19 protein-coding genes and 1 pseudogene are annotated in these 22,187 nt (G+C 45.2%); 12 read left to right on the top strand and 8 right to left on the bottom strand.

Annotated features, from left to right (window positions below; all coding sequences use genetic code 11):
• The first annotated feature begins 4 nt into the window (after positions 1-4).
• The 8 genes from groL to CH367_RS13535 all read left to right on the top strand — a co-directional run bounded on the left by groL (position 5) and on the right by CH367_RS13535 (position 8,680).
• Positions 5-1,642, top strand: a complete 1,638-nt coding sequence (gene groL / locus CH367_RS13570) for a chaperonin GroEL (RefSeq protein ID WP_100763055.1) — start codon at positions 5-7, stop codon at positions 1,640-1,642.
• 103 nt (positions 1,643-1,745) lie between these two features.
• A complete protein-coding gene (locus tag CH367_RS13565; RefSeq protein ID WP_100763054.1) occupies positions 1,746-2,417 on the top strand; it encodes an SIMPL domain-containing protein in 672 nt (223 codons plus the stop codon).
• A gap of 94 nt (positions 2,418-2,511) precedes the next feature.
• On the top strand, positions 2,512-3,009 hold the full coding sequence (locus CH367_RS13560) for a DUF1579 family protein (RefSeq protein WP_100763053.1): 498 nt from the start codon (positions 2,512-2,514) through the stop codon (positions 3,007-3,009).
• 146 nt (positions 3,010-3,155) lie between these two features.
• Positions 3,156-3,617 carry a hypothetical protein gene (locus CH367_RS13555; protein ID WP_100763052.1) on the top strand — a complete coding sequence of 154 codons (462 nt, stop codon included), beginning with the start codon at positions 3,156-3,158 and terminating at the stop codon, positions 3,615-3,617.
• Between the two features lie 44 nt (positions 3,618-3,661).
• Entirely contained in the window at positions 3,662-4,921 is a 1,260-nt protein-coding gene (locus tag CH367_RS13550) for an ATP-grasp domain-containing protein (protein WP_100763051.1), read from the top strand.
• Positions 4,908-5,564 carry a class I SAM-dependent methyltransferase gene (locus CH367_RS13545; protein ID WP_100763050.1) on the top strand — a complete coding sequence of 219 codons (657 nt, stop codon included), beginning with the start codon at positions 4,908-4,910 and terminating at the stop codon, positions 5,562-5,564. Before CH367_RS13550 ends, CH367_RS13545 begins: the two co-directional genes overlap by 14 nt.
• A complete protein-coding gene (locus CH367_RS13540; RefSeq protein WP_100763049.1) occupies positions 5,540-6,427 on the top strand; it encodes a class I SAM-dependent methyltransferase in 888 nt (295 codons plus the stop codon). Before CH367_RS13545 ends, CH367_RS13540 begins: the two co-directional genes overlap by 25 nt.
• 3 nt (positions 6,428-6,430) lie before the next feature.
• Positions 6,431-8,680: a YhjD/YihY/BrkB family envelope integrity protein gene (locus tag CH367_RS13535; RefSeq protein WP_100763048.1), complete on the top strand. Its 2,250-nt coding sequence runs from the start codon at positions 6,431-6,433 to the stop codon at positions 8,678-8,680.
• 6 nt (positions 8,681-8,686) lie between these two features.
• On the opposite strand, the gene CH367_RS13530 is transcribed toward CH367_RS13535, so the two are convergent.
• The 6 genes from CH367_RS13530 to CH367_RS13505 all read right to left on the bottom strand — a co-directional run bounded on the left by CH367_RS13530 (position 8,687) and on the right by CH367_RS13505 (position 14,082).
• Positions 8,687-9,175, bottom strand: coding sequence for a rod-binding protein (locus CH367_RS13530; protein WP_100763047.1), 489 nt, complete (start codon positions 9,173-9,175; stop codon positions 8,687-8,689).
• Entirely contained in the window at positions 9,172-10,314 is a 1,143-nt protein-coding gene (locus tag CH367_RS13525; protein WP_100763046.1) for a flagellar basal body P-ring protein FlgI, read from the bottom strand. The genes CH367_RS13530 and CH367_RS13525 overlap by 4 nt, the downstream gene beginning before the upstream one ends.
• Entirely contained in the window at positions 10,311-11,045 is a 735-nt protein-coding gene (locus CH367_RS13520; protein ID WP_100763045.1) for a flagellar basal body L-ring protein FlgH, read from the bottom strand. Before CH367_RS13520 ends, CH367_RS13525 begins: the two co-directional genes overlap by 4 nt.
• Positions 11,042-11,938 (bottom strand): flagellar basal body P-ring formation chaperone FlgA, encoded by an 897-nt coding sequence (flgA, locus tag CH367_RS13515; protein WP_100763044.1) that lies wholly within the window; start codon positions 11,936-11,938, stop codon positions 11,042-11,044. Before flgA ends, CH367_RS13520 begins: the two co-directional genes overlap by 4 nt.
• Positions 11,939-11,956: 18 nt before the next feature.
• Entirely contained in the window at positions 11,957-12,751 is a 795-nt protein-coding gene (gene flgG, locus CH367_RS13510; protein ID WP_002619713.1) for a flagellar basal-body rod protein FlgG, read from the bottom strand.
• 179 nt (positions 12,752-12,930) lie between these two features.
• Positions 12,931-14,082 (bottom strand): class I SAM-dependent methyltransferase, encoded by a 1,152-nt coding sequence (locus CH367_RS13505; RefSeq protein WP_100763043.1) that lies wholly within the window; start codon positions 14,080-14,082, stop codon positions 12,931-12,933.
• A 259-nt stretch (positions 14,083-14,341) separates the two neighbouring features.
• On the opposite strand from CH367_RS13505, the gene CH367_RS13500 reads away from it, so the two are divergent.
• From CH367_RS13500 to CH367_RS13485, 4 genes are all read left to right on the top strand, one after another.
• Positions 14,342-14,860 (top strand): hypothetical protein, encoded by a 519-nt coding sequence (locus CH367_RS13500; protein ID WP_100763042.1) that lies wholly within the window; start codon positions 14,342-14,344, stop codon positions 14,858-14,860.
• 15 nt (positions 14,861-14,875) lie between these two features.
• On the top strand, positions 14,876-15,730 hold the full coding sequence (locus CH367_RS13495; protein WP_100763041.1) for a penicillin-binding transpeptidase domain-containing protein: 855 nt from the start codon (positions 14,876-14,878) through the stop codon (positions 15,728-15,730).
• Between the two features lie 86 nt (positions 15,731-15,816).
• Positions 15,817-18,045: a cation:proton antiporter gene (locus tag CH367_RS13490; protein ID WP_100763040.1), complete on the top strand. Its 2,229-nt coding sequence runs from the start codon at positions 15,817-15,819 to the stop codon at positions 18,043-18,045.
• Positions 18,046-18,198: 153 nt separating this feature from the next.
• On the top strand, positions 18,199-20,877 hold the full coding sequence (locus CH367_RS13485) for an ATP-binding protein (protein WP_100763039.1): 2,679 nt from the start codon (positions 18,199-18,201) through the stop codon (positions 20,875-20,877).
• Here the strand turns inward: CH367_RS13485 and CH367_RS13480 are convergent.
• Together CH367_RS13480 and CH367_RS21170 are read right to left on the bottom strand one after the other, a co-directional pair.
• A complete protein-coding gene (locus tag CH367_RS13480; protein WP_165783294.1) occupies positions 20,820-22,052 on the bottom strand; it encodes a multiheme c-type cytochrome in 1,233 nt (410 codons plus the stop codon). The two genes, CH367_RS13485 and CH367_RS13480, sit on opposite strands and share 58 nt — an antisense overlap.
• A gap of 41 nt (positions 22,053-22,093) precedes the next feature.
• Positions 22,094-22,187, bottom strand: a pseudogene (locus tag CH367_RS21170) (alpha/beta hydrolase); the annotation flags it as partial.

Raw genomic sequence — 22,187 nt, 5'->3', positions numbered from 1 at the left:
AATCATGGCTAAAGATATAGAATACAACGAAACAGCAAGACGTAAGCTCCTCGAAGGCGTTAACAAACTCGCAAACGCGGTGAAAGTTACCCTCGGGCCAAAAGGGCGTAACGTAGTGATCGATAAAAAATTCGGCGCGCCTACCATCACAAAAGACGGCGTTACCGTTGCGAAAGAAATCGAACTGGACGATCCATTGGAAAACATGGGCGCTCAAATGGTGAAAGAAGTTTCCACTAAGACAAACGATGTCGCCGGTGACGGAACTACCACCGCTACGATTCTCGCTCAATCCATCATCAACGAAGGTTTGAAAAACGTAACCGCGGGCGCAAACCCTATGTCCCTCAAAAGAGGAATCGACAAAGCGGTTGCCGCGGCAGTGGAAAGCATTCAAAAAAGAGCGGTTAAGATCGAAAACAAAAAAGACATCGCAAACGTTGCGACGATCTCCGCTAACAACGATACTACGATCGGAAATCTTATCGCGGACGCGATGGACAAGGTCGGAAAAGACGGCGTGATCACCGTTGAAGAAGCGAAGTCCATCGAAACAACGTTAGACGTTGTGGAAGGGATGCAGTTCGACAGAGGATACATTTCTCCTTATATGGTGACCGATCCGGAAGCAATGACCGCTACTCTGAACGATCCTTTCATCCTCATCTACGACAAAAAGATCGCTTCTATGAAAGATCTGATCCACGTTCTTGAAAAAGTGGCGCAAGCGGGTAAACCTCTCGTGATCATCTCCGAAGAAGTGGAAGGCGAAGCGTTGGCTACGATCGTAGTAAACACTCTTAGAAAAACCATCTCTTGTGTTGCAGTTAAGGCTCCCGGTTTCGGCGATAGAAGAAAATCTATGCTCGAAGACATCGCGATTCTTACCGGCGGACAAGTGATCTCCGAAGACCTCGGCATGAAACTGGAAAACGCAACTCTTCAAATGTTAGGACGCGCTAACAAAGTGACCGTAGACAAAGAAAACACTACGATCATCGAAGGAAAAGGCCAGACCAAGGACATCCAAGGAAGAATCGGCCAGATCAAAAAACAAATCGAAGACACTACTTCCGAATACGACAGAGAAAAACTTCAAGAAAGACTCGCGAAACTTGCGGGCGGTGTTGCGGTGATTCACGTCGGTGCGGCTACCGAAGTGGAAATGAAAGAGAAAAAAGCGCGTGTTGAAGACGCTCTTTCTGCGACTCGCGCGGCGGTTGAAGAAGGAATCGTTCCAGGCGGTGGTTTGACTCTTCTCAAAGCGCAAGAAGCTGTTTCGGCTCTCAAGCTCGAAGGCGACGAAGCAACCGGTGCAAAAATCATCTTCCGTTCTTTGGAAGAACCGATTCGTATGATCACGAACAACGCAGGTCTGGAAGGATCCGTAATCGTAGAACACGCGAAGGCTAAAAAAGGAAACGAAGGTTTCAACGCACTGACTATGGTTTGGGAAGACCTTCTCGTAGCCGGAGTCGTTGACCCTGCGAAAGTGGTTCGTTCCGCTCTCCAAAACGCGGCTTCTATCGGTTCCATGATCCTGACTACTGAAGTTACGATCACCGATAAACCTGAAAAAGACGCTCCAAACCCGATGGCGGGAATGGGCGGCGGTATGGGAGGAATGGGCGGAATGATGTAATTCATTCTTCCGATTCTTTTACAAATCGCAAAAGGCGGTCGAGGTTTTCCTCTTCCGCCTTTTTTTGTTTTCAATCCGACGGACCGTAGAAAACCTTCCTTCCATGATCCGAACAAAAATAGCAACCCTACTTCTTTTATTTCCAGTATTGGGAATTCATTCAGAATCAAAACAAATCATAACCGTCTCCGGAACCGGAATCGCAGTCGTGGAAACGGATTACGTTCAAATGACCTTCGCAGTCGAAGTCGAAGACAAGGAAGCAAAAATCGCACAGGAAAAAAACCTTCAAAGAGCGGCTAACGTAATCCAGGCGCTTTCCAAAGAATTTAAGATCGCGTCCAAGGATATTTATACCACCGATTACACGTTACAAAGACAATACTTGGAAGAAGGAAAACAAAGACCTTATCTCGCTTCCTCCGGAATTCTTTTGAAGCTACGAAACCTCAAAGTCTATAAGGATCTGCTTTTGGAAATTCAAAAGTTGGGAGTCAACAGCGTGAGCGGAATCGAATTCAAATCCGATTCCACAACCAAACAGGAAAAGGAAGCATTAGTCGCCGCTTATCAGGACGCAAGGGAGAAGGCTTTGATTCTCGCCAATTCTCTCGGTAAAAAAGAAGTCGGCGCGGTAAAGATCATCGAATCCGATTCTTTCGTAAACCCGACGGTCGTTTACCAGATGAAAGGTAGGGTCGAAGATTCTTCCCCGATCTCCGTGGGTGAAAGAAAAATTCAGGCCCGCGTTACGGTGGAATTCGAAGCGAAATAAATTCTAAGATCCTTTCGGGCGAATCTGAATATCCGGGAATTTTCCCCTCAATTCTTCTTGACCGATTGCCCGAAGTCGGTCCCACTCTTTCGCCATGAGTAAAGAAAAGTTTGAAACCTCGAAACGAGAAGGCGTCCACAAAGAATTCGAATCCTATACGGGCAATTGGAAAGGCGTCAACCAGATGATGTTCAAAGAGGGAGAGGTCACCGACGAATCTCCGATCGCCGGAACCATCAAACTCATATTAGGCGGGAGATTTCTTCTCCACGAATACAAGGGAAGTTACGGCGGAGAACCCTTCGAAGGAATCGCGATCTACGGATATCATATCGACAAACAAAGATACGAAACCGCTTGGGTCGAAAGTTTCGGAATGGGAAGCGGAATCCTTTTTTCCGAAGGAGTTCCCGGCGCGAAGGAATGGTCCGTCACGGGACACTACGGAGGAGAAACTCAGGAAACAAGCTGGGGTTGGAGAACGAGTTTGGAAAAAGACGGGAACGACAAGCTGATCATATTCTCCCAAAACCTCAGACCGAACGGTGAAAAAGCGGGAGGAGTTCGAATCCTTTACGAACGTGTTTCCTAACTTTCGAAAACGACGTAACACGGGAGCTCTCGTACTCTTCTTATAAAAGAGAGAAACAAATTCTTTCCCGATCCGGATTTTTGACGACCTTCGCCCATCCGTTCTCCGTCAAACTCACACGCGCAAAGAAGCGCAAAAGGAGACGGATGGAAACCGCAAAAATTACCAAAACCGAATGGTTCCCCGAGCAAAAATTAATTTCCACAAGAATCGGCGGCAAAGTGGAAACCGAAGACGTTGAGACTTGGGAAAAATCCCTGATGGATTCTTTGGCGAAGATAGAAGACAACGGAACGTTTAAGATATTCGTAAACCTGCACGGATTCGAAGCCGCGGACTTAAACGCGCACAAACGGTTTCGGACGATCATTCCCCAAACCCTTTCCGATTACGGATGGAAGGTTGGTTACGTGAATCTCTTCGAAGAATCCAAACAGATGAGTTTTCAAAATCTAAGAGGCATTCGATGTGTGGCCGCGGTTCACGTTCATCAAGACGCGACTAAGATCGATTCATACGAAGAAAAATTCGGAAAGGAAAACGAACACTTCTTCACCGATCCGAACCGAGCGTCGGAATGGATCGAATCGTATAACATCCCCTCTTAAAAATCCTTTGACTTTCTCGGCCTCTGAAAAGAAATCTACGGAGGATGAAACAAAAGGGATATTTTCTTTCCATCGGCGCGGGAACCAATCAGGTTCCTTTGATTTCCGCCGCGATTGACTTGGGTTATTCCGTGATCGCGGTGGATCAGAACGATCGCGCACCCGGTTTGGGAGTCGCCTCCCTCCGAATTATGGAATCCGTAACAGAATATCGTAAAATTCTAAAGACGGTTTCCGAAATCCCAATGCAAGGAACCATCCTAGGAGTCGGCACTCGCTCCTACGGAAAGGCGACCTACACCGCGTCTTACATCGCCGAAAAATTAAAACTACGTTATGCTAGCCTTGACTGCGTCGAAATCTGTTCGGATAAAAATCTATTAAAAGAAACGGCGAACAAGGTCGGAATTCTAACTCCCGAAAGTTACGATCCAAAGTCTCCCATCGCAAAAAATCAGTTCCCGTTCGTTTATAAACCTTCGCGCGGATACGGAAAAGAAGGAATCAGAACCTTTCACGATCCGGAAGAATGGGAACATTTCTTAAAATCAAAAAAGAAAACCGCAAAGCCCAAAACTTCTTCCGCGAAAAAGAAGACAAGTGCGCATAACGTAGAAAAGAACGATTGGATCGCCGAGGAATACATTCCCGGCTTTGAAATCACCGTTTGCGGCCTTGTTCAAAACGGAGAATTTTTCCCCGCATCCATCTCGCATAAGGACGTCACGAAATACGCGCCTTATTTAGAAATCGCTCATACACTTCCGTTCTTACATTCCGAATTGATCGGAGAAATTCTTTTGAATTGCAGAGCTTTGATCGCCGCGACAAAGATGAACAACTGTCCTTTTGTGGCCGAATTCAGAATCAACCCCGAAGGCGAAATCTATCTCATCGAAGCGGTTCCGGAAGTCGGCGGTGAATTTTTAGCGGACACATTGATTCCGAATTACTTCGGCTCGTCCTACTTCGAGAACTTGGTCAAACTACTCGTTGGCGAAAAAATAAAACCGTTTGCGAACTACTCTTCGATTCCGAAAAAATACGCGGGAATATTCTTCTCCGCTCCTCCCGAAGGAAAATCCAAACTCGCTGATCATTCCGAGTTTGTTTCAAGCGGGAAAGAAAAAATACTCTTCGATCGCAAGTTCAAACAACACGGCGAAATTTTAAAAACGAACGATGGAAACGGGGTCCGCGCGCGAAGCGTAGGAATCTTAGGACCGGAACAAAACAACCAAAGTTTGGAACAATGGAAAGAATCGGTCCTTCAAAGACTGGAAGGTAAATTTGAATCCGTCTGAACCTTCTTCCCAATCGGCATGGAACGTTCATTATACGAGAAACAAATCCAGACTCGGATATCCGGATGAAAATTTGGTGAGAATGCTTTCCAAGATCGGAACCGTTTTCTCCGAACAATCTCCGAACACGAACGAACGAAGAGCTTTGGATTTCGGCGCGGGTTCCGGAAGACATTGTGTTTTGTTAAACGAATTCGGTTATCAAACCTACGCGACCGATTATACCGAAAACTCGGTGAAGACGATCCAAGAAACCTATCCTTTCGTCAAAACGTCGTTCGGCGAAAAACCTCCCCTCTCCTATGATGATCATTTTTTCGACGTGATCGTAAGCTGGGGAGTGCTTCACTACAATTCCGTAGAAGCGGCAAAAACGATTCTCGCCGAGAAAAAAAGAATTCTGAAAAAAGGCGGATTTCTCGCCGGATCCGTACGCGCGGTCGGCGATACTCACTTACAGGCACAAGGAACCACGATCCAAACACAGGATTTAAAAGGCGCTTATTCCCGTTTTTATACATTAGAAGAATTGAAAGAAGATTTAAAGGATTTTTCCGAAGTAGAATTCGGTTACACCGAAAGAACCCCGCTCGGAAAATTGGAAGAAAGGATCTGTCATTGGATTTTTCTGGCAAAACTATAGACGAGACCTGTCCTTGTTGCCAAACGAAAGATTGGAAGTTCCTATACCATTCTTCCTTTCAAAATTATAATATTCCAATTTATTTATGTAGTTCCTGCGGACTTCAGACCCAATATCCCAGACCGGAAGCGTCTTCTCTTTACACCGAAGAATACTATTCCGGTGGCGCGGACTTTTCATACCGGGACGAAAGACAAACCGAACGTTTCGATCGTTACGTTTGGAACGCGCGTCTCAAAAACATACAACGTTTCAAACGAACGGGAGAATTTTTGGACGTCGGCTGTTCCTTCGGAGGATTTTTAAACTGCGCGAAAGAAGCCGGCTGGAGAGTAACGGGCGTGGAAATTTCCTCCTATTCGGCCGAGGTTTCAAGATCGAGAGGGTTTAAGGTTTATCAGGGAGAATTTTTGGACGCGGATCTACCCGAGAATTTTTTCGACGTTGTGACTCTTGTAGAAGTGATCGAACATCTTTCCGAACCTTCAAAAGTATTCCAAAAATTGAATCGAATTCTAAAACCCGGCGGTCTTCTGCTTTTACAAACCGCGAACTTCGAAGGTTGGCAGGCGATCGATTCGGGACCGGCGTATCACTACTATCTTCCCGGACATTTTTACTATTATTCGGAATCGAATTTGAAAAAAATTCTTGATCGATCGGGTTTTCAAAATCATATCACTTATCCCGGAGTCGATTTTTCTCTCTTCGCAAAATTACTCAAATCCAGGGGAAGTTTTCGTTCCTGGAGAGAATATTGGAAGTGGATTCGAATCGGCGTTTATCACTGGAAAAGCAAACTCAAAAAACAAGGCAGACCCTTGACCTCGTCCATGGTTCTGTATAGCTTTAAGGCGGAATGAACGATGAAACATCTTTTAAAACCGGGTTGGCTCACCGATTCGGATAAGATTCCCGAAAAAGGTTTTTTAAGAATTTTCGTTCTCTCGATTCGAATCATCGTCGGTTCCGCGTATCGTTTCATCAAAGACGATTGTCTCATGCAAGCGTCCGGAATTTCTTACACGACGATCGTATCCTTGATTCCCATGCTTACGGTCGCGTTGTCCCTGATTACGATCACGTCGGGATTAGAAAATCGTAAAGAAGAAATCTTTGATACGATCAACACATTCATTCTTCAGAGCAACATCAACGTCGACATCAACACGTATTTGGAAGCGATCGGAGACTTGATCGACACCGCGACTCAGATCGGAGCGATCGGTTTTGTGATCTTGGTTTTTTCCGCGACCGCGGTTTTGCGTTCTTTGGAAAATGCGTTTAACGGAATCTGGAGAATCAGCTCCAACCGTTCCCTCTTTCAAAAATTAGTATTCTATTTTTTTGTTTTGGCGATCGGCCCTCTTCTTTTTGTGATCGGAGAAGGAGTTGCCGAGAAGACGATCGATTTTTTCAGACCTCCTCACTACTTTTCGATGGAACGGGATCCTCTCGGAAAAATATGGATCAGCGGCGAAAACGGAACCCTATTCCGCATGGATTCCAATCTAAAAAAAGAATATTCCATTCGGGAAGACGAGATCGATTTCGAAAACATGAAATGTCTCGATAACCTCGGAGGCCGTTTGGACTTCTGCAAAAAGCCGGACATAGGCGCTTCCGATTTTATCCGGATCAAAATCAAGGAAGGAATGATCTACGTTTTGTCGATTCGAGGCGCGCTTTTGATCAAACCGATCGAATCTTCGGTCTGGACCCTGACCTCTTTCGAGGGTGTGGAACTCAAGGACATAGAAGTCGTAAACCAAAATAACATTTTCATTATATTCAAAAACGGAGAAGTTCTCCATTACATTCCGGAAGGAATCTCGTTTAAACCGATCTTCAAGGATCGTCTGAAGATGAACGCGTCGAAGGTTTATTTCCCGGACGCGCTGAACGGCTATATACCCGACGAATCGGGAACCGTATGGACGAGCAACGACGGGGGTTTCAACTTTTATCCGAACCGTCTGACTCATTTAGCATTTCATGATATTCATAGAACCGAAAACGGAGAAATCTTTTTAGCCGGGGAGCGCGGAGTTCTCTATCGTTCTCGGGACGGGGGAAACAGTTGGATCGAACTGAGTCATAAAAGATATAATTTCATTCGTATCTGGTCGTTTTTAGGAACCGATACGATGGAACTATTTCTGATGGATAGTCTCGGACACATTCTCATCTCCACGGACGGAGGAGATCATTGGAATCCTTTTTACATTCCGATGAACGGAAAGATCTGGGCCAATCTTCTTTTGGAAAGAAAGGAAAACGGAAAGATCAAGATGTTAAACGTCGGCGAATACCGCACGATCAGCGTCACGGAATCCAAGGATCAAAAGTTCTCAACTACGGTAATCACGGGAGGAGACAGCGTATTTTCGATCTATTCTTTCCTGAGAATTTTATTTCCTCTTTCCGGGATCTGGCTTTTTTTCCTAAGTCTTTATTCTTTGATTCCGAACACGAAGGTTCCGTTGAAAGCCTCGGCAGTGGGCGCGGCCGTAACGGGAGTCATCTTTTTGATCTTTCTCTGGGGGTTTCAGGTGTATCTTTCCTCCTTCAGCGAAACTACGATGATCATCTATAAGGCGTTGGCCGCGATCCCGATCTTTCTTTTGGGAGTATATTCACTTTCCTTAATAGTCTTATTCGGAGCCGAAATCACGGCCTCTCTTCAGTTCCGAGAAAGATATCTCGCACCGCTTCATTCTTTAGACGAGATGCATACTTCTTCGAGCAACGAGTTTAGAAAACTGATTCTAACCTTAAAAACTGCGTATAAGATCCAAAAGGAAAAGAAAATTCCCTCTTCTTCGACGGAACTCGCTTCGGTTTCAAGATTGAAGGAAGAGGAAATTCCGGTTCTTACTAAAAAATTATGCGAGCTTGAATTCTTATCGGAAACGAGGAAGAATGAATTCGTTCCGATCATCGCGCCTGCGGACCTAAGCGTGGGAGACGTGTACCGGAAAATCCCGGAGCCTCTTTTAACGGGGGATAAGGAGCTGAAACTTTTTCCGGGAAATTTGAATTCCAAGATCGAAAAAACGGAAGAAAAACTCCAGAACGATCTGGATGGAATCAAATTCCTCGATTTACTCGACTAACGAAGATTAGGCTTTACGATCCGTCTTCTGAGCCGGGTTTACCGGGGGAAGATTGGAGGACAGGGATTGATAGATCTGTTCCGCGAGTCCCAAAGACGAGTTGGAGGAAAGATTTTTGGAATATTCGTCGTAGAGCATGTCTTCGAAAATTTCTTCCGCGTGACCGCCGTCGATCAGGCCGGATTTAGAAACCGTCTTTTTCATTTCGGTCAACATCATCTTCACGAAGATAGATTCGAATTCAACGGAAGCTGAATATAGTTTTTTACGATACGGGTCCGCGGAAATTTCTTCCTTGATGTTGTGAGGAAGACGAATCTCGGAAGAACTGATCTTACCGGAAAGTTTTTCGTTGAATTCTTCCCTGAGCATATCGGGAAAGGAAGAATTGGTTTTGTTCTTATTCGCGTTTTCGAAATTGAGAAGACTTTTGACCTCCGGTTTTTCAACCAGATTCAATCTGTTCGTATAATCTTGAATGGAATCGATCATCACTGTATCTCCAATTCCGCGTGTAACGCGCCCGATTTTTTAAGAGCTTCTAAAATCGCTATGATATCTTTTGTTGACGCGCCCACTTTGTTGAGCGCTTCGACCACGTCGCCTACGCTCGTGGATTCTTCGATCAAAAAGGAACTTTTTACGGGCTCCTGTTCTTTACCGAGCCAGTTGCGTCTTCTATTTTTATCCGTTACGGAAAGATTGAGTCCCGAGCGCGACACGGCGACTTCTTCGATCGTTATGTTTCCGCCCATCACGATCACGCCGGTTCTTTCGTTGATGACCACCTTAGGTCTTACTTGGGTTTCCACGCTTAGATTTTCGATGTCGCTTAACAAAGATAAGAATGCGTCCGATTTGTTTTCGAATGTTTTTCCGAGTACGATATTGATTTCGGTCGGAGAAACGGGAACCACTGTCTCCGGCCCGATCCCGTGTTTGCCGGGAAGAATGGAACGAATCTGAGAGATCACCGCGTTTAACGTTGTGAAGTCCTGATTCTCCAATTGAATTTGAACTCGTTCCGAAGCGTAAAAATTCTGATCGAGTTCTTGTTCTACGATCGCTCCGCCGTGAACGAGCCCGACGGTTTTTTTATTTCCTCTCGCGCTGTTTCCTCTTTCCTGTTCCTGTCTTCCGCCGAAGGAAATCACACCCGAAGCGACCGCGAAGGTTTTATCTCCCGCGGTCTTCAAAGGAGATTGTAAAAGAACCCCACCTTCCAAAGACTTTGCGTCTCCGATCGAAGATACGATTACGTTTAACTTATCACCTTTTCTCGCATACGTAGGAATCGTCGCGGTGATCAAAACGGAAGCGATGTTGCGGGTTTGATCCGGCTTGAGGTTCGCTTCCACTCCGAGATTCTTCAGATAATTTTTCATACTTTCCGAAGTAAAAGGAGTTTTGCTATCTCCCGTTCCGGGAAGACCCACCACGATTCCGTAACCGGTGATTTGATTTTCTCGGATTCCTTCGATTTTCGCGATGTCCTTCAGTCTGAGTTCCGCGGCGTTTAAGGAAGAAAAAGGAAACGCAAGCGCTACGATCGAAGCCAAAAAAATCATAAAGGACGCGCAAAACAAAAAAACGTCCAGCAAGAACATGCAAAGAATGGAATATTTGAATTTCATTGTGATTCTCCCAAAAGCCGATTGAGTTGGTTTAGAATCAGTCTCTGTTTTTCCTCTTCCGAAAGTTCGGCTTTGACCGTCACGGAACCGTCCGGGTTCGTAACCGATTTGAGTGCGATCGGAGGATTGACTTGTTTTGGGTTGATTCTTCCGTTGAAGTTCACCTGAAGATTCGCGATTTTATCCGCGTCGATCGAAGAATCCTTTTCCACGAACTCGGGAGAAACGGTTCCGGACAACACGAGACTGTTCTCCTCGCCGTTGATCACGTTCACTTTTTGGCCTTGAATCGTCAAAAGCCCGGTGTTCGGGTCGACCGCGGTGACGAGAGCGGTAAGATTCCCTTTTATCTTTCCGAGGGATTTGATCTTTCCCTTATTCTTACGCGTAATCGTACGATCGTTGTTATACGAGGGCATATCGGGGATGATTTTTTTATCCGGCATGGACTTAAGTGTGATCGTTTCGTCCGCATTCGATTCGAGTTCGAATTCCGCTTGTAGTCCGTTTCTGATTTTTACGTAGAGAGGAGAACCGACCTTGATGCTCTGACGCACAGAATACGGATTCTTATCCGTCCAAAGAGAAGCGTCCTGAGCGTTCAATCCCGTATTTTTTCCATACAAAAGAAAGAATATTATAAATATAAAATATACGATTCCTATGGTGAGAATTTTCGAATTTCTCGCGCAGTAGTCTTTGAAATCGGTCGGATTCAAACGTTTTTTCATTCCGTCACCACCGTATTCTTATCCACAACCTTGACCTTCATCTGACCTTCTCTGGAATGTGTGGTCACCTGAACTTCTTCGCCTATGTTTCCGGAACTGAGAGCCTTTACTTTCGTTTTGAGGACGAGACTTCCTTTGTGATAGATCATCAGAATCTCGCCTCCTCTTTGAACGTCTTGGATCTTACGAACGTGTTTCTTTCGGAAAATTTCTCCGTCGTTCATGTCCTTTAAAAGTGTGGAACCGAGCAGATCTCCTCCGGGAGAATCCAAGATTTCCTCGTCTGTTAAGGTTTCCTCTTCCTTAAAATCCTCGGTCGTAATTTTGATTCCCTTGTTTAGAGGACGACTCGCTTTGAGAACTTTTACTTTTTGTTCCACTTGAAAGCGGATTCTCAAGGTATGAACCTTTTGGTTCTGAAAAAATATTTCGAGGGAAGCCATCAGTTGTCCCGGATGCAAACGGGAGGATAGATTGGCCCAGCGGAGTTGAACCCCTTCCGAAGGAACCTTGGTTTCTCCGGAGATAAACGTTAGACGAAATTCTTCGTTCGGATGTTTCTTTTTGATTTCGTCCGAAAGAGAATCCGTGATCTCGCTCGGTTCAAGCGCGTGATTCAAAGGAAGAACCAGGGTTTCTTTTCCGGTTACGATCGGATCCAAGTCCGCATATACTTTTTGGATTTCCTTGGAACCGACGAACACGGGACGCGTAAGATTCTTCATAAGAATCCGATCTTCGAATCCGTCCGGAATCCGAGCGACTGAGGAAAGACGAACTTCTTCCCCTTCTACGATCGCTCTTCCTTTGAGATAAATTCCGGACACCCCTCTTCCCCAAAGAGGGTTTAAGGTCAAAAGCAGAAGAAGGAAGAGTATCCGAAAAAGATTCATAAGAAATTTATAAAATTCTTATCTCTTGAGGGAAATGGCCGTGGACAACATGTTGTCCGAGGTTTGGATCGCCTTGGAGTTGGATTCGTAAGCTCTTTGAGCCACGATCATGTTCACCATTTCTTCCACGATCTTTACGTTACTCATTTCCAAAAATCCCTGGAGTACGTTTCCGAATCCTTCCATCCCTGGCGTTCCCGGAATTTCAGGTCCGGACGCTACGGTTTCTTGAAATAAGTTTTTTCCGATCGCTTGCAAACCAGCCGGGTTTACGAAACGGTATAATTCCACCTGACCGATTACGATGGGACGGATATCCGCTCCCACTTTTACGGTGACTTCTCCTTGTTCGGAGATCATGAGTGTGTTTAAGATCGCACCTTCCGGGAGAATCAAAGGAGGCTCGAGAAGATATCCGTTAGACGTCACCACTTGTTGGTTCGAATCGATCTTAAAAGATCCGTCTCTGCTGAACGCGAAACTTCCGTCCGGCATTTGGATTTTGAAAAATCCCATTTCTCCGGTGATCGCCATATCCAATTTATTTCCTGTGGCTTGAAAGGAACCGATCTCGAAAAGTTTTTGAGAAGCCGCGGCTCGAACCCCGTGACCTACGTTGACTCCGGTGGGAATTTCACTGACGGATGTTGCGGGCGTTCCTGCCAGAACCTGGTGTTGATACACCAAATCCTCGAAGTCCGCGCGATTCTTTTTAAATCCAGTCGTATTTACGTTTGCTAAGTTGTTCGATATCGTATCGATATGAAACTGCTGGGCAATCATTCCAGTTGCCGCAGTCCAGAGTGAGCGCATCATATTCCGGTAACCCTCTTCTTCCTTGAAGGTCGGTCGTTTTTGGAATTTGGTGAAGAGGAATCCGCCCGTTTTCGAAGAAAAAGCGACAGAATTCGGAAAATGTGTAAGAGATCCAACAATTTCAGGAACCCTCAACGCACGCGGCGATTTTGTATGAGTTCCTACATTTTCTTTTTTTACTTGTAATTCCGAAACACGACACAGCGGTTCGAGTTCGTTCCTTTCTCGTTGTTCGAAACGTTCCAGCAATTGGAAAGTTTCGTAAACTTTTGATCGTTGATGAACGTGGTTTCCCATTCCAAACCGGAACCATTGGCCGCTTGAATCACATATTCGTCCAGATTGAAAACGGTAGCGCCCTTCTTAATGTCTCCGACTTCCATCACACAAACGCCTTCCGGCTTTAAAACTCTGGAAAGTTCCTCCAAGGTTCCGTGAATGAAATCGGTCCACGCGGAGAGCGTCGAAAAGATGCTCGGCTTTTTGTGATCCGGAAGTTCGATTTCCAAAAACCAATATCTCAGCCAATTGTCTTCTTCGTAGTTCACCTTATCGAGAAAAGGCGGTGACGTAACGACCAAATCGGCAACGGAATCTTCCAGCGATTCCAAATGAAGAGAAGAATGATTCGTATAACGGTTTCTTCCCGAGAACTCGTGATAAAAAGGTGGCAGAGGAGTTTTTAAATCCCGTTTCATCTTCTGTAAAATTCTGGATTTGACTTCCTTGTATTCCGGTTTGATTCCTTTTTTCTCGTTGTTGCGTTTCTGCGCGGAAGGAGGAATCGAAATCTGAGGAAAACTATACACCGAAAAGAATCCGTCGCTGTGACCGTGCAATCTCGAAAGAGCAGTCACCCCTATGTATTGAATTTCCGGGGAAGCGTCTTGGGAAAGAATTCTTTTTAAGTTTTTGATTTCGTTTAACGTGTCCTTGTGATAAAAGGCGAGCAGATCCTTGTCTTCTTTTTCTTCCTTCGTTTTCTTTCTCAAATCCAGACGATCCAGAATTCTTTCCATACTTTCCATGGAAGGAATCGTTTGTCTCGACTTTGCAAGAAACAATGACATCGGACTGATATCGTTGTGAATCGCCGTATGACCTTCCAAGTTCGCTTGAATCGAAGTGGTTCCCCTTCCGCCGAACGGATCGAGAACAACTCCCTTGTGTTTGGAAAGATATTTGTCCAAAAAGAACGCGGGAAGTTCCGGTTTGAACGAGGCGCGATAACTAACGCTATAGTGAATGGAGTGAGATTGTCTCTGGCGTGAAGTCCAGAATTCTCCGGTTTGAATTTTTCTTTCTTTTCTTTTGAGTACAGTCGACATCCAGGAAGCCTCGTATGAAAAGATTTTCGGTTTAAACCTCGGATTCCCCCCGAAGAAAAAAGATTCTTCTGAAGTTGGGATGTGACATAGACAAAATAGATCAACGGAAGTTGGTTCGGTAATTGGCACTTACCGAATTCGAAAGAATCGGGACGGCCCGACGGAGTTTATAGACTTTCTCCAAAACGATTTTCTTGTCATTTTGCGGGCGCAATTTTGCATGGATAGAGGGGAGAATATTCTCTTTTTTGAATTTACCATGTCAGAAACAAAACGCACGACTCTATCCGTAGAAACCCTCGATTTAGAATTCGAACAAGAGGTCTTTTGGAGCCGATTTTTGGGACGAGCGGGACTGATCGTCGGATACGGAGCGTATCTGATTTGTTTTATCATCGTCTTCGGTTTAAAAATGGAGGCGGTCAAATACGCTTCTCTTTTTTACTTGGGACTTTTTACCCGATTTTCAAGTCTTCTCATCGGAAAATTCTACGAGATTCCGAACGTGTTTAGAAATCTATTTTCAAAGAACGAGGAACTCCTCGTTGTAAGTAAAAAATACTTGGATATACACAGAGAAAAGGCCTTCAAACGTCTGGCCGCTCACCTCTACGGGATGAACGATTCTTCCGAGCTGTATCAAGCGGACGAAAAAGAACTTCTGGAAATCCTTCGACCCAAAATGGAGAAACCATGGAAGAAGGCGGGAAAGATTTATTTCTTCTTCTTTTACATTCCGGTCGCATTAATTTTGATTTGCATCTCCCTCATGAACTGATTCGCTTGAATTCAAGTGAAGAATTCATTCTCATTCCTATTTTTGGTTCTCATCTGGATTTTTTCCTGTAAAAGCGATCCGATCATTCCTTCCCTTCCCCCCATGCCCTTTTCCGAAAAAAGTATAAACGGAGAAGGTAAATTCCCCTGTGCGATCCTGATCAACCGAACCACAAGAAACAAAATCTACTTTCAAAAAGATGAATGTTTTTATAAAACTCCGCCTTCTTCCCTGTTTCATTCTTATCTCGCTTTGGTCGCTCTGGAAAACGGTTATCTCAAGGAAGACCAATCCCTTTTTTTCTGGGATAAAACGAGACATCCATACATTCGATGGCAAAAGGATCAGAATTTAAAATCGGCCCTTGAGTATTCTGTGCATTGGTATTTTACGAAACTCTGGAACGACATCGGACCCGAAAAAGGAAAAACACTTTTGGAAAAAACGGGAGCGTTTTCGAATCCGATTCCCGCCACACGAAATTCATTCTGGCTTGACGGTTCGTATAACGTGTCCCCTTCCGAATTTGCGGATTTTTTAATCCGACTTCAGGAACCGGCCCCGCCTTTTCGAGATAAGACGATCTCCACCGTTTTGAATCTTCTCAAAAGAACTCCCGGTTCGCTTTCCAACGCGAGCGGAAGTCACGATCTTTCGGGAGATTGGAACGGTGTGGAAGATTACAAATCGGATTCCGCGTTTCATTATACTCAGGACGAAGCGAATTCTTGGTTTTGGGCCTCGTTTCAAAAATCGAACGTACATTGGATTCTTCTTACGAGGGTGAGAGTCACCGGACAACCCTCCACTCCTCTGGAAGCCGCGAAGCTCGCTTCTAAAATTCTTCAGGAAGAATCGATCATCCAGTAACGCTCTTTGGGAAGAATCGTTCGTTCAAAAATCTGAATGACGAAACCGGAAATCGGTATGAGAATGCCTTAAAACGAGGGTTCTCGATGAAAAAAATATCCCTATTTTACATTTTTCTAATTTTCTTATTCATCATCTCTCTGGGTTTCATCCTTCAGTTCGGAAAGGGTTTGGAACTGAAAAAAGAAAGTTATCATTCTTCCCAAATCGAAGAACAAAAAAATCCGCAGGCGCAAAAAGAAACACCAAAACCCGCACAGACAAGACCGGACTTTTGGGACTTTGACGCCGTTGGAAAAATGTTTTCCGGTCATCTCAAACAACCTCTTTCCAGACTTTTATTCCAGTTGATCGTAATCATCATCGCTTCCCGCGTTTTCGGAAAGTTATCCACGATGCTCGGACAACCTTCCGTGATCGGGGAGATTCTCGCGGGGATTCTTCTCGGCCCTTCTTTACTCGGATTGCTCTTTCCCGAAGGTTTCCAACTCTTGTTTCCCAAGGAATCCCTTTCCACGCTTCAGATCCTGAGTCAACTCGGGCTTTTGCTTTTTATGTTTACGATCGGGATGGAACTAGATCTGAAGATTCTAAAAAACCAAGCCGAGTCGGCCGTCGTAATCTCACACTCAAGCATCATGTTTCCGTTTTTGTTGGGAGCGGGTCTTGCTTATTTTATCTACGTTCCTCTGGCTCCTCAAGGTGTGGACTTCATCGCGTTCTGTCTTTTTATGGGAATCGGAATGAGCATCACCGCCTTTCCGGTTCTTGCGAGAATCATCTTAGAAAAAGGTCTCACCAAAACCACGTTAGGCAGTCTTGCTCTTACCGCCGCGGCCGCGGACGACGTCACCGCTTGGTGTGTTCTTGCGATCGTGGTTACGATCGTAAACGCGGGATCTTTTTCTTCGGGAATTCTCATGATTCTCATGTCGCTTTCGTATATGGTCGTGATGTGGAAGGGAATTCTTCCTTTGATGAGAAGAGCCGGAAACTTATACACGACCAAGGAATCGATGACCAAAACGATCACCGCTTCCTTCTTTTTGTTCATCTTTCTTTCGGCTTGGGTCACCGAAGCGATCGGAATCCACGCTCTTTTCGGAGCCTTTCTTGCGGGAGTTGTTATGCCCGACAAAAAGGAATTGAGAAGCAACTTAGTCGATAAGATCGAGGACTTCAGTCTTACCGTTTTACTTCCACTCTTCTTCGCGTTCACAGGTCTGAGAACCAAGTTCGGTCTTTTATCCAGTTCCGGTCTTTGGCCGATCTTTTTCGTGATTCTATTCGTAGCCATACTCGGCAAGTTAGGCGGAAGCGCGATCGCGGCCCGTTTGTCCGGAAAAAATTGGAAGGATTCTCTTGCGATCGGAATGCTCATGAACACCCGCGGTCTGATGGAATTGATCGTGCTCAACATCGGTTACGATCTCGGCGTTTTATCCGAGGAAATTTTTTCCATGATGGTTCTTATGGCGTTAACCACCACTGTGATGACAGGGCCGGGACTCAAACTCGTGGAACGTATTTTTGCAAGGGGAGAATTCATCGGCAAGATCGGATCGAACACTTCCGGGATGCTCATCTCCTTCGCGCAACATTCCAGAGGTCTGGAACTTTTGAAAATCGCATACGGACTTTTTCCCGAAAAGAAAAAGGAAAGAGCGGTTACCGCGGTTCATCTATCACCGGATTCTAATATATCCGAAACACACGCGGAAAAATACGAGTCTTCCAGTTTCACTCCTATGAAAGAACTTTCCAAGGATTTGAACATAGACCTCAAAACGATTTATAAAACTTCGACGAACATCACGAAGGACATCGTTCGAATCGTGGACGAAGGAAATTACAAACTTCTTTTGATCGGTGCGGCTCGTTCTTTTTTCTCGGACGATATTCTCGGAGGGAAGATTCGAACCATTCTGAATGAAACCGATTGTAACGCGGGAATTCTTTTTTCATCCCAACTCGAGAACGTAAAAAACATTCACCTTCTTTTCGGAAGGGACAAGGACCTCGAACTTTTGCAGATCGCCAAAAGATTGGCGGTGAATTACAACTCTAAACTTTCCATCGTGGACCTCAACGGTTCGGTGGATCAGATTCCGACTCGGATCAAACAAGGTCTGAAAAAGGATAAGGTAAAAATTCTTTCCTCCGATACGGGTTCCGCGGATTGGAAACAATTCGATCTGATCCTATGCGATTTGGATCTTTGGGAGAATCATCCCGAGTTCCGGGTCAACGAACTTCCCAAAGGAGGCGGTCTTCTTTTGATCCGCTCCGTGGACGGTTCTCTGCTGGAAAGCTGAACGATTCGTTTGCGTAAAGCCCGTCTATAAAAAAACGGGCTTTGCATTTCCTTCCTAAGCGGTATAAAATCAGACCTCGTTTCGAAAATGATTTTACATTCGTCGAATTCCGGTAAGAATCTACGATCTTCCAGGAATTGAAAAAGATCTCTGATGAGTCTCCGAAAAAAAATCACACTCTATCTTTCCGGCGCCGTGTTGGTTGCGTTTCTGCTCATCACGATCGCTCAGTCGATTCTTACCTATACGGAATTTAAAAAGGACGAAAGAAGAATCGTTCTCATCGAATCCCTTCGTATACAAAGAGAAGTGGAAAGTTCTTTCGGAAGACCGTTCGATCGTTTGATGGGAATCAAGGACGTGGTCCAAACCTCCAAACAAAACCGCGCCGAAATTCTCGAACTCTTAAAAAAACTTACGCTTGAGAATGATCTCGTTTTCGGAACCTGGACGATCTTCGAGCCGAACGCGTTCGACGGTTTGGATGCGCGGTATAAAAATACGTTCGGTCACGATTCCACGGGAAGATTGATCTACTACGTGAACAAATCCAAGTCGCCCACGGAACTCACCGTGGATGTAAACGTAAACTTCGAAAAAGATACGAACGAAACGACCTATTACTTCACCCCAAAAAAAACGAAACGGGACGTAGTGATGAGTCCGTATCTTTATTACGCGGGCGGGCATCGGATTTGGATCGTATCCCTGATCGCGCCCGTGATTCGAAAAGGTGTTTTTGCGGGCGTGATCGGAATCGATTTTACGTTGAAGGATTTCTCCGAAAAGATAAAGTCCTTCAAACCCTTGCAGGGAAAGGGTTACGCGAGAATCATCTTTCCGGATTTCAGTTCTCTTCCTCCCGCTTCCGGAGACGAACCTCCGATTCCTTCTTCCGATTTTATTAAGAATGAAATCAAAAGCGCGTCCACGTTCGACGAGGAACGTTATTATAGAGCGATTCTTCCGATGCGTTTTTCAAACACCGGAACCGAATTGTTTATAGAAGTCGGAATTCCGCACTCCATATTCTACGAGGAACTCGCGGGTTTGATCCTGAAAAACGCGATCCTTACGTTTTTGTTTTCTTTGTTCGCCTTGGGCTTCCTCAACTTCGCATTAAAAAAATGGTTTTTAAACGGACTTTCCAAAGCGGAAGCCTTCTCGAGAGAAATCGAAAAGGGAAATCTAAACGCCGCCATTCCTTATACCGAGGACGACGAGTTGGGAACCTTGGTCCATTCCCTCGATTCGATGCGGAGAAGTTTGAAAAACGTCCTCGCAGAATTACAACTTTCGAATACGATCATCGGTAAAAACAATCAGAAGTTGAGAATGGCGTTATTGGGCGCCGGTATGGCGACCTGGGAACTCGACTTTAAAAGTGGGATCGTATTCTTTCCCGAGGGAGAAATCTCGGGCTTATCCGTGGACGAAACGAGAAAGATGCGGATCAAGGATTTTCTTAAAAGATTCCATCGCGGGCAAAGAATGGAAATGCTTCGTTACGTTCAAAAATTCGTGTATGGAAATTCGAACGAAATCGAAATCCTTTTTCCGAACGTATTGCCCGAAGGAGTTCGTTGGTTTCGAGCCAGGGGCGGATGGGGAATCTCGGAACCTCCGAATGACGAAAAACTTTCGGGAACCTTGTCCGGGATCGTATTCGACGTCACCGATTGGAGACAAGCCGAGGACTTGAGAAAGGCGAACGGCGAAATTTTAATGCGAACTCGGATCATCGAGATCCAGAAAAAGGAACTCGAAGACGCTCTTCAGGAATTGAAAAACGCGCAGAACAAACTCATCTCTTCGGAAAAATGGGCGAGTCTCGGACAACTCGTAACGAGTATCGCGCACGAGATCAACAATCCGCTCGGTGCGATCAAGGCCGGTTTACAAACCATAGAAGCCGTTTCTCAATCCTTCCAAAACAAGATCTTTCAGGTTTCGGTCACGATTCCTCGTTTGAACGAAGAGGATCGGAATTCCTTTTTTGAAATTTACGCCATCGCTATGGATTCCCAGGAACCTCCCCTCGGCTTCAAGATGAGACAACAAGCCAAGTCCCTGGAAAGAACATTAAATTTTTATCATATCATTCACGCGGAAAGAATTTCGATCCTTCTTACCGAACTCGGTCTTCAGGACGTCCACGAACGATGGACTCCATTCTTGAATCATCCGGACGTGTTCGAACTCTTGGGTTTTATCGATTCCACACTTTCATTTTTAAGGAATATCAGCGTTATGCGTCTTTCCGTTGAAAAAACGAGAAAGACGGTTTTTGCGCTCAGTTCCTATTCTTCCCTTTCATCGAGTCGTTCGCCTACTCCGATTGTGATCGAAAGATCGATTCAAAAGGTTTTGGACAGCAATCTGAAACTTTCGCTCCGAGATACGGTCCTTCGTTTGAACCTCGCCAATCTTCCTCCGATCGACTGCGATCCCGAAGAAATCAATCAGGTTTGGACTCACATGATTTTAAACGCGGTCCAAGCGACGGAGGGAAATGGAAACGTGGACATCTACGGCTCGGTGATCCCTGATCGAAATCGGATTCAAATTTTCTTTCAGGACAACGGCCCCGGAATTCCCAAAGAGATCCAGTCGAAGATCTTCGATCCTTTCTTTTCCACAAAGGAACAAGGCGAGGGAATCGGTCTGGGTTTGGATATCTGCAAACGAATCGTCGAAAAATACGACGGCATATTAGAACTCGTCTCCTCCGCAGTGGGGGCTTGTTTCCGAATCGAGTTTCCAATCTCGGATTCTTATTTCGAAACCCTTAGGTCCGAGGAAAAAAATCCGTCCGTAAGAGAGGAAGTCTGAATCCTTTTCTCAAAGAGAACATAACGTGACGACTTTGCCTTTTTTAAGGCTTCTTCCAGTTGTTTTTCTTCAACTCCGGTGATTCCGAATTCATTTCGGCGATCCCAGTTATGCTGAAACATCCGAACATAAAACTCGTCCGGTTCTACGATCGCTGTGAATCGGATCTCTTCGTGAGTTTTAAAATCCATTCGCGTTAGTCGCGCTTTTATAACCATTTCTTCGTCCGGCAAAAGACGAGTGTCCTCGAATTCGTGTTTTAGATCCAGATCGGTCACTCTTCCGATCGTTTTTTCGGCAAGAATCCGTTTTTGTTTTCCGTTTTCGTAAACGGACAAGAATAGAAATATTTTTGGAACGGAATACGTCGGAAACTTATGCCCCACTCCCGTATTTTTCAAAGAAGCATAAACATACGATTCTCCCCCGATTGATTTAAAACCGAGCGTCGCCGTCACCGCGTTCGCCGTCATCTCAGGATCGTGAATTCCCTTCCAAGAATGGGAACGATCCGGCATATGACAATTTTGGCATGTGATTTGTTCCTTTGCATACCGACTTTGTTCCCATTCTTTGTAGGTTTCCATCATTCTTTTTCCGTTCACTGGCTTTCCGTATTCCGGTGTTTCGTGACAGGAGATGCAAAACTTTGAAGATTCGAATTCTTTCTGAACGACAAAACCTCCGTGGGCCTTACGGCCCGAGGAAGAATCGTTTTGTTTTTCTTCGCGGGGAGGAGGTCCGTAACGAACCTGATTGCGGACGTGACAGGACGCGCATGAAATTCCTCGTTCTGCGGTTTCTTTTTTTAAATAGGACAAAACCTCGTTCGGGTTGTTTGCAGTTTTGAATTTGGATTCTCGGATGAAATTCTGAGTTTCGATCAAAGGAGAATGGCAGGCAAAACAGGAGGAAGATTCTTCGTTACCGATCCGTTTTAACTGCCATTGTAAACCCGGTCCGCTCGCTTTCGAATGAAGACTCGAACTCCATTTTTCATACTGTTCCTTATGACAAACTCCGCAGTTTTCCGGATCCAAACTTTTTTCGAGTTCGGAATACCGAGAAGGCGGCTCTCCCTGAAAGGAGACCGGAGTCGCCCAATGCGACTCCAAAAATCCTTTTTTACAACTTAAGAATATTATAAAGATCCAAAGTATTCTTAAGTTTTTCAAACCGAAATGCCGGGTCCGATACGATCCCTTTAGCCTCCGCAAGCGTTTCCGCCTCCGCCCCCTCCGAGGATGTATTCCTTTTTGCCGGTAACTTTTTGAATTCTTGAGATTACGTCCGGAATCAGATTCTCCCCT

Source organism: Leptospira barantonii, assembly GCF_002811925.1.
In the GTDB taxonomy this organism is placed as follows: domain Bacteria; phylum Spirochaetota; class Leptospiria; order Leptospirales; family Leptospiraceae; genus Leptospira; species Leptospira barantonii.
This window is presented reverse-complemented; position numbering and strand designations above follow the sequence as displayed.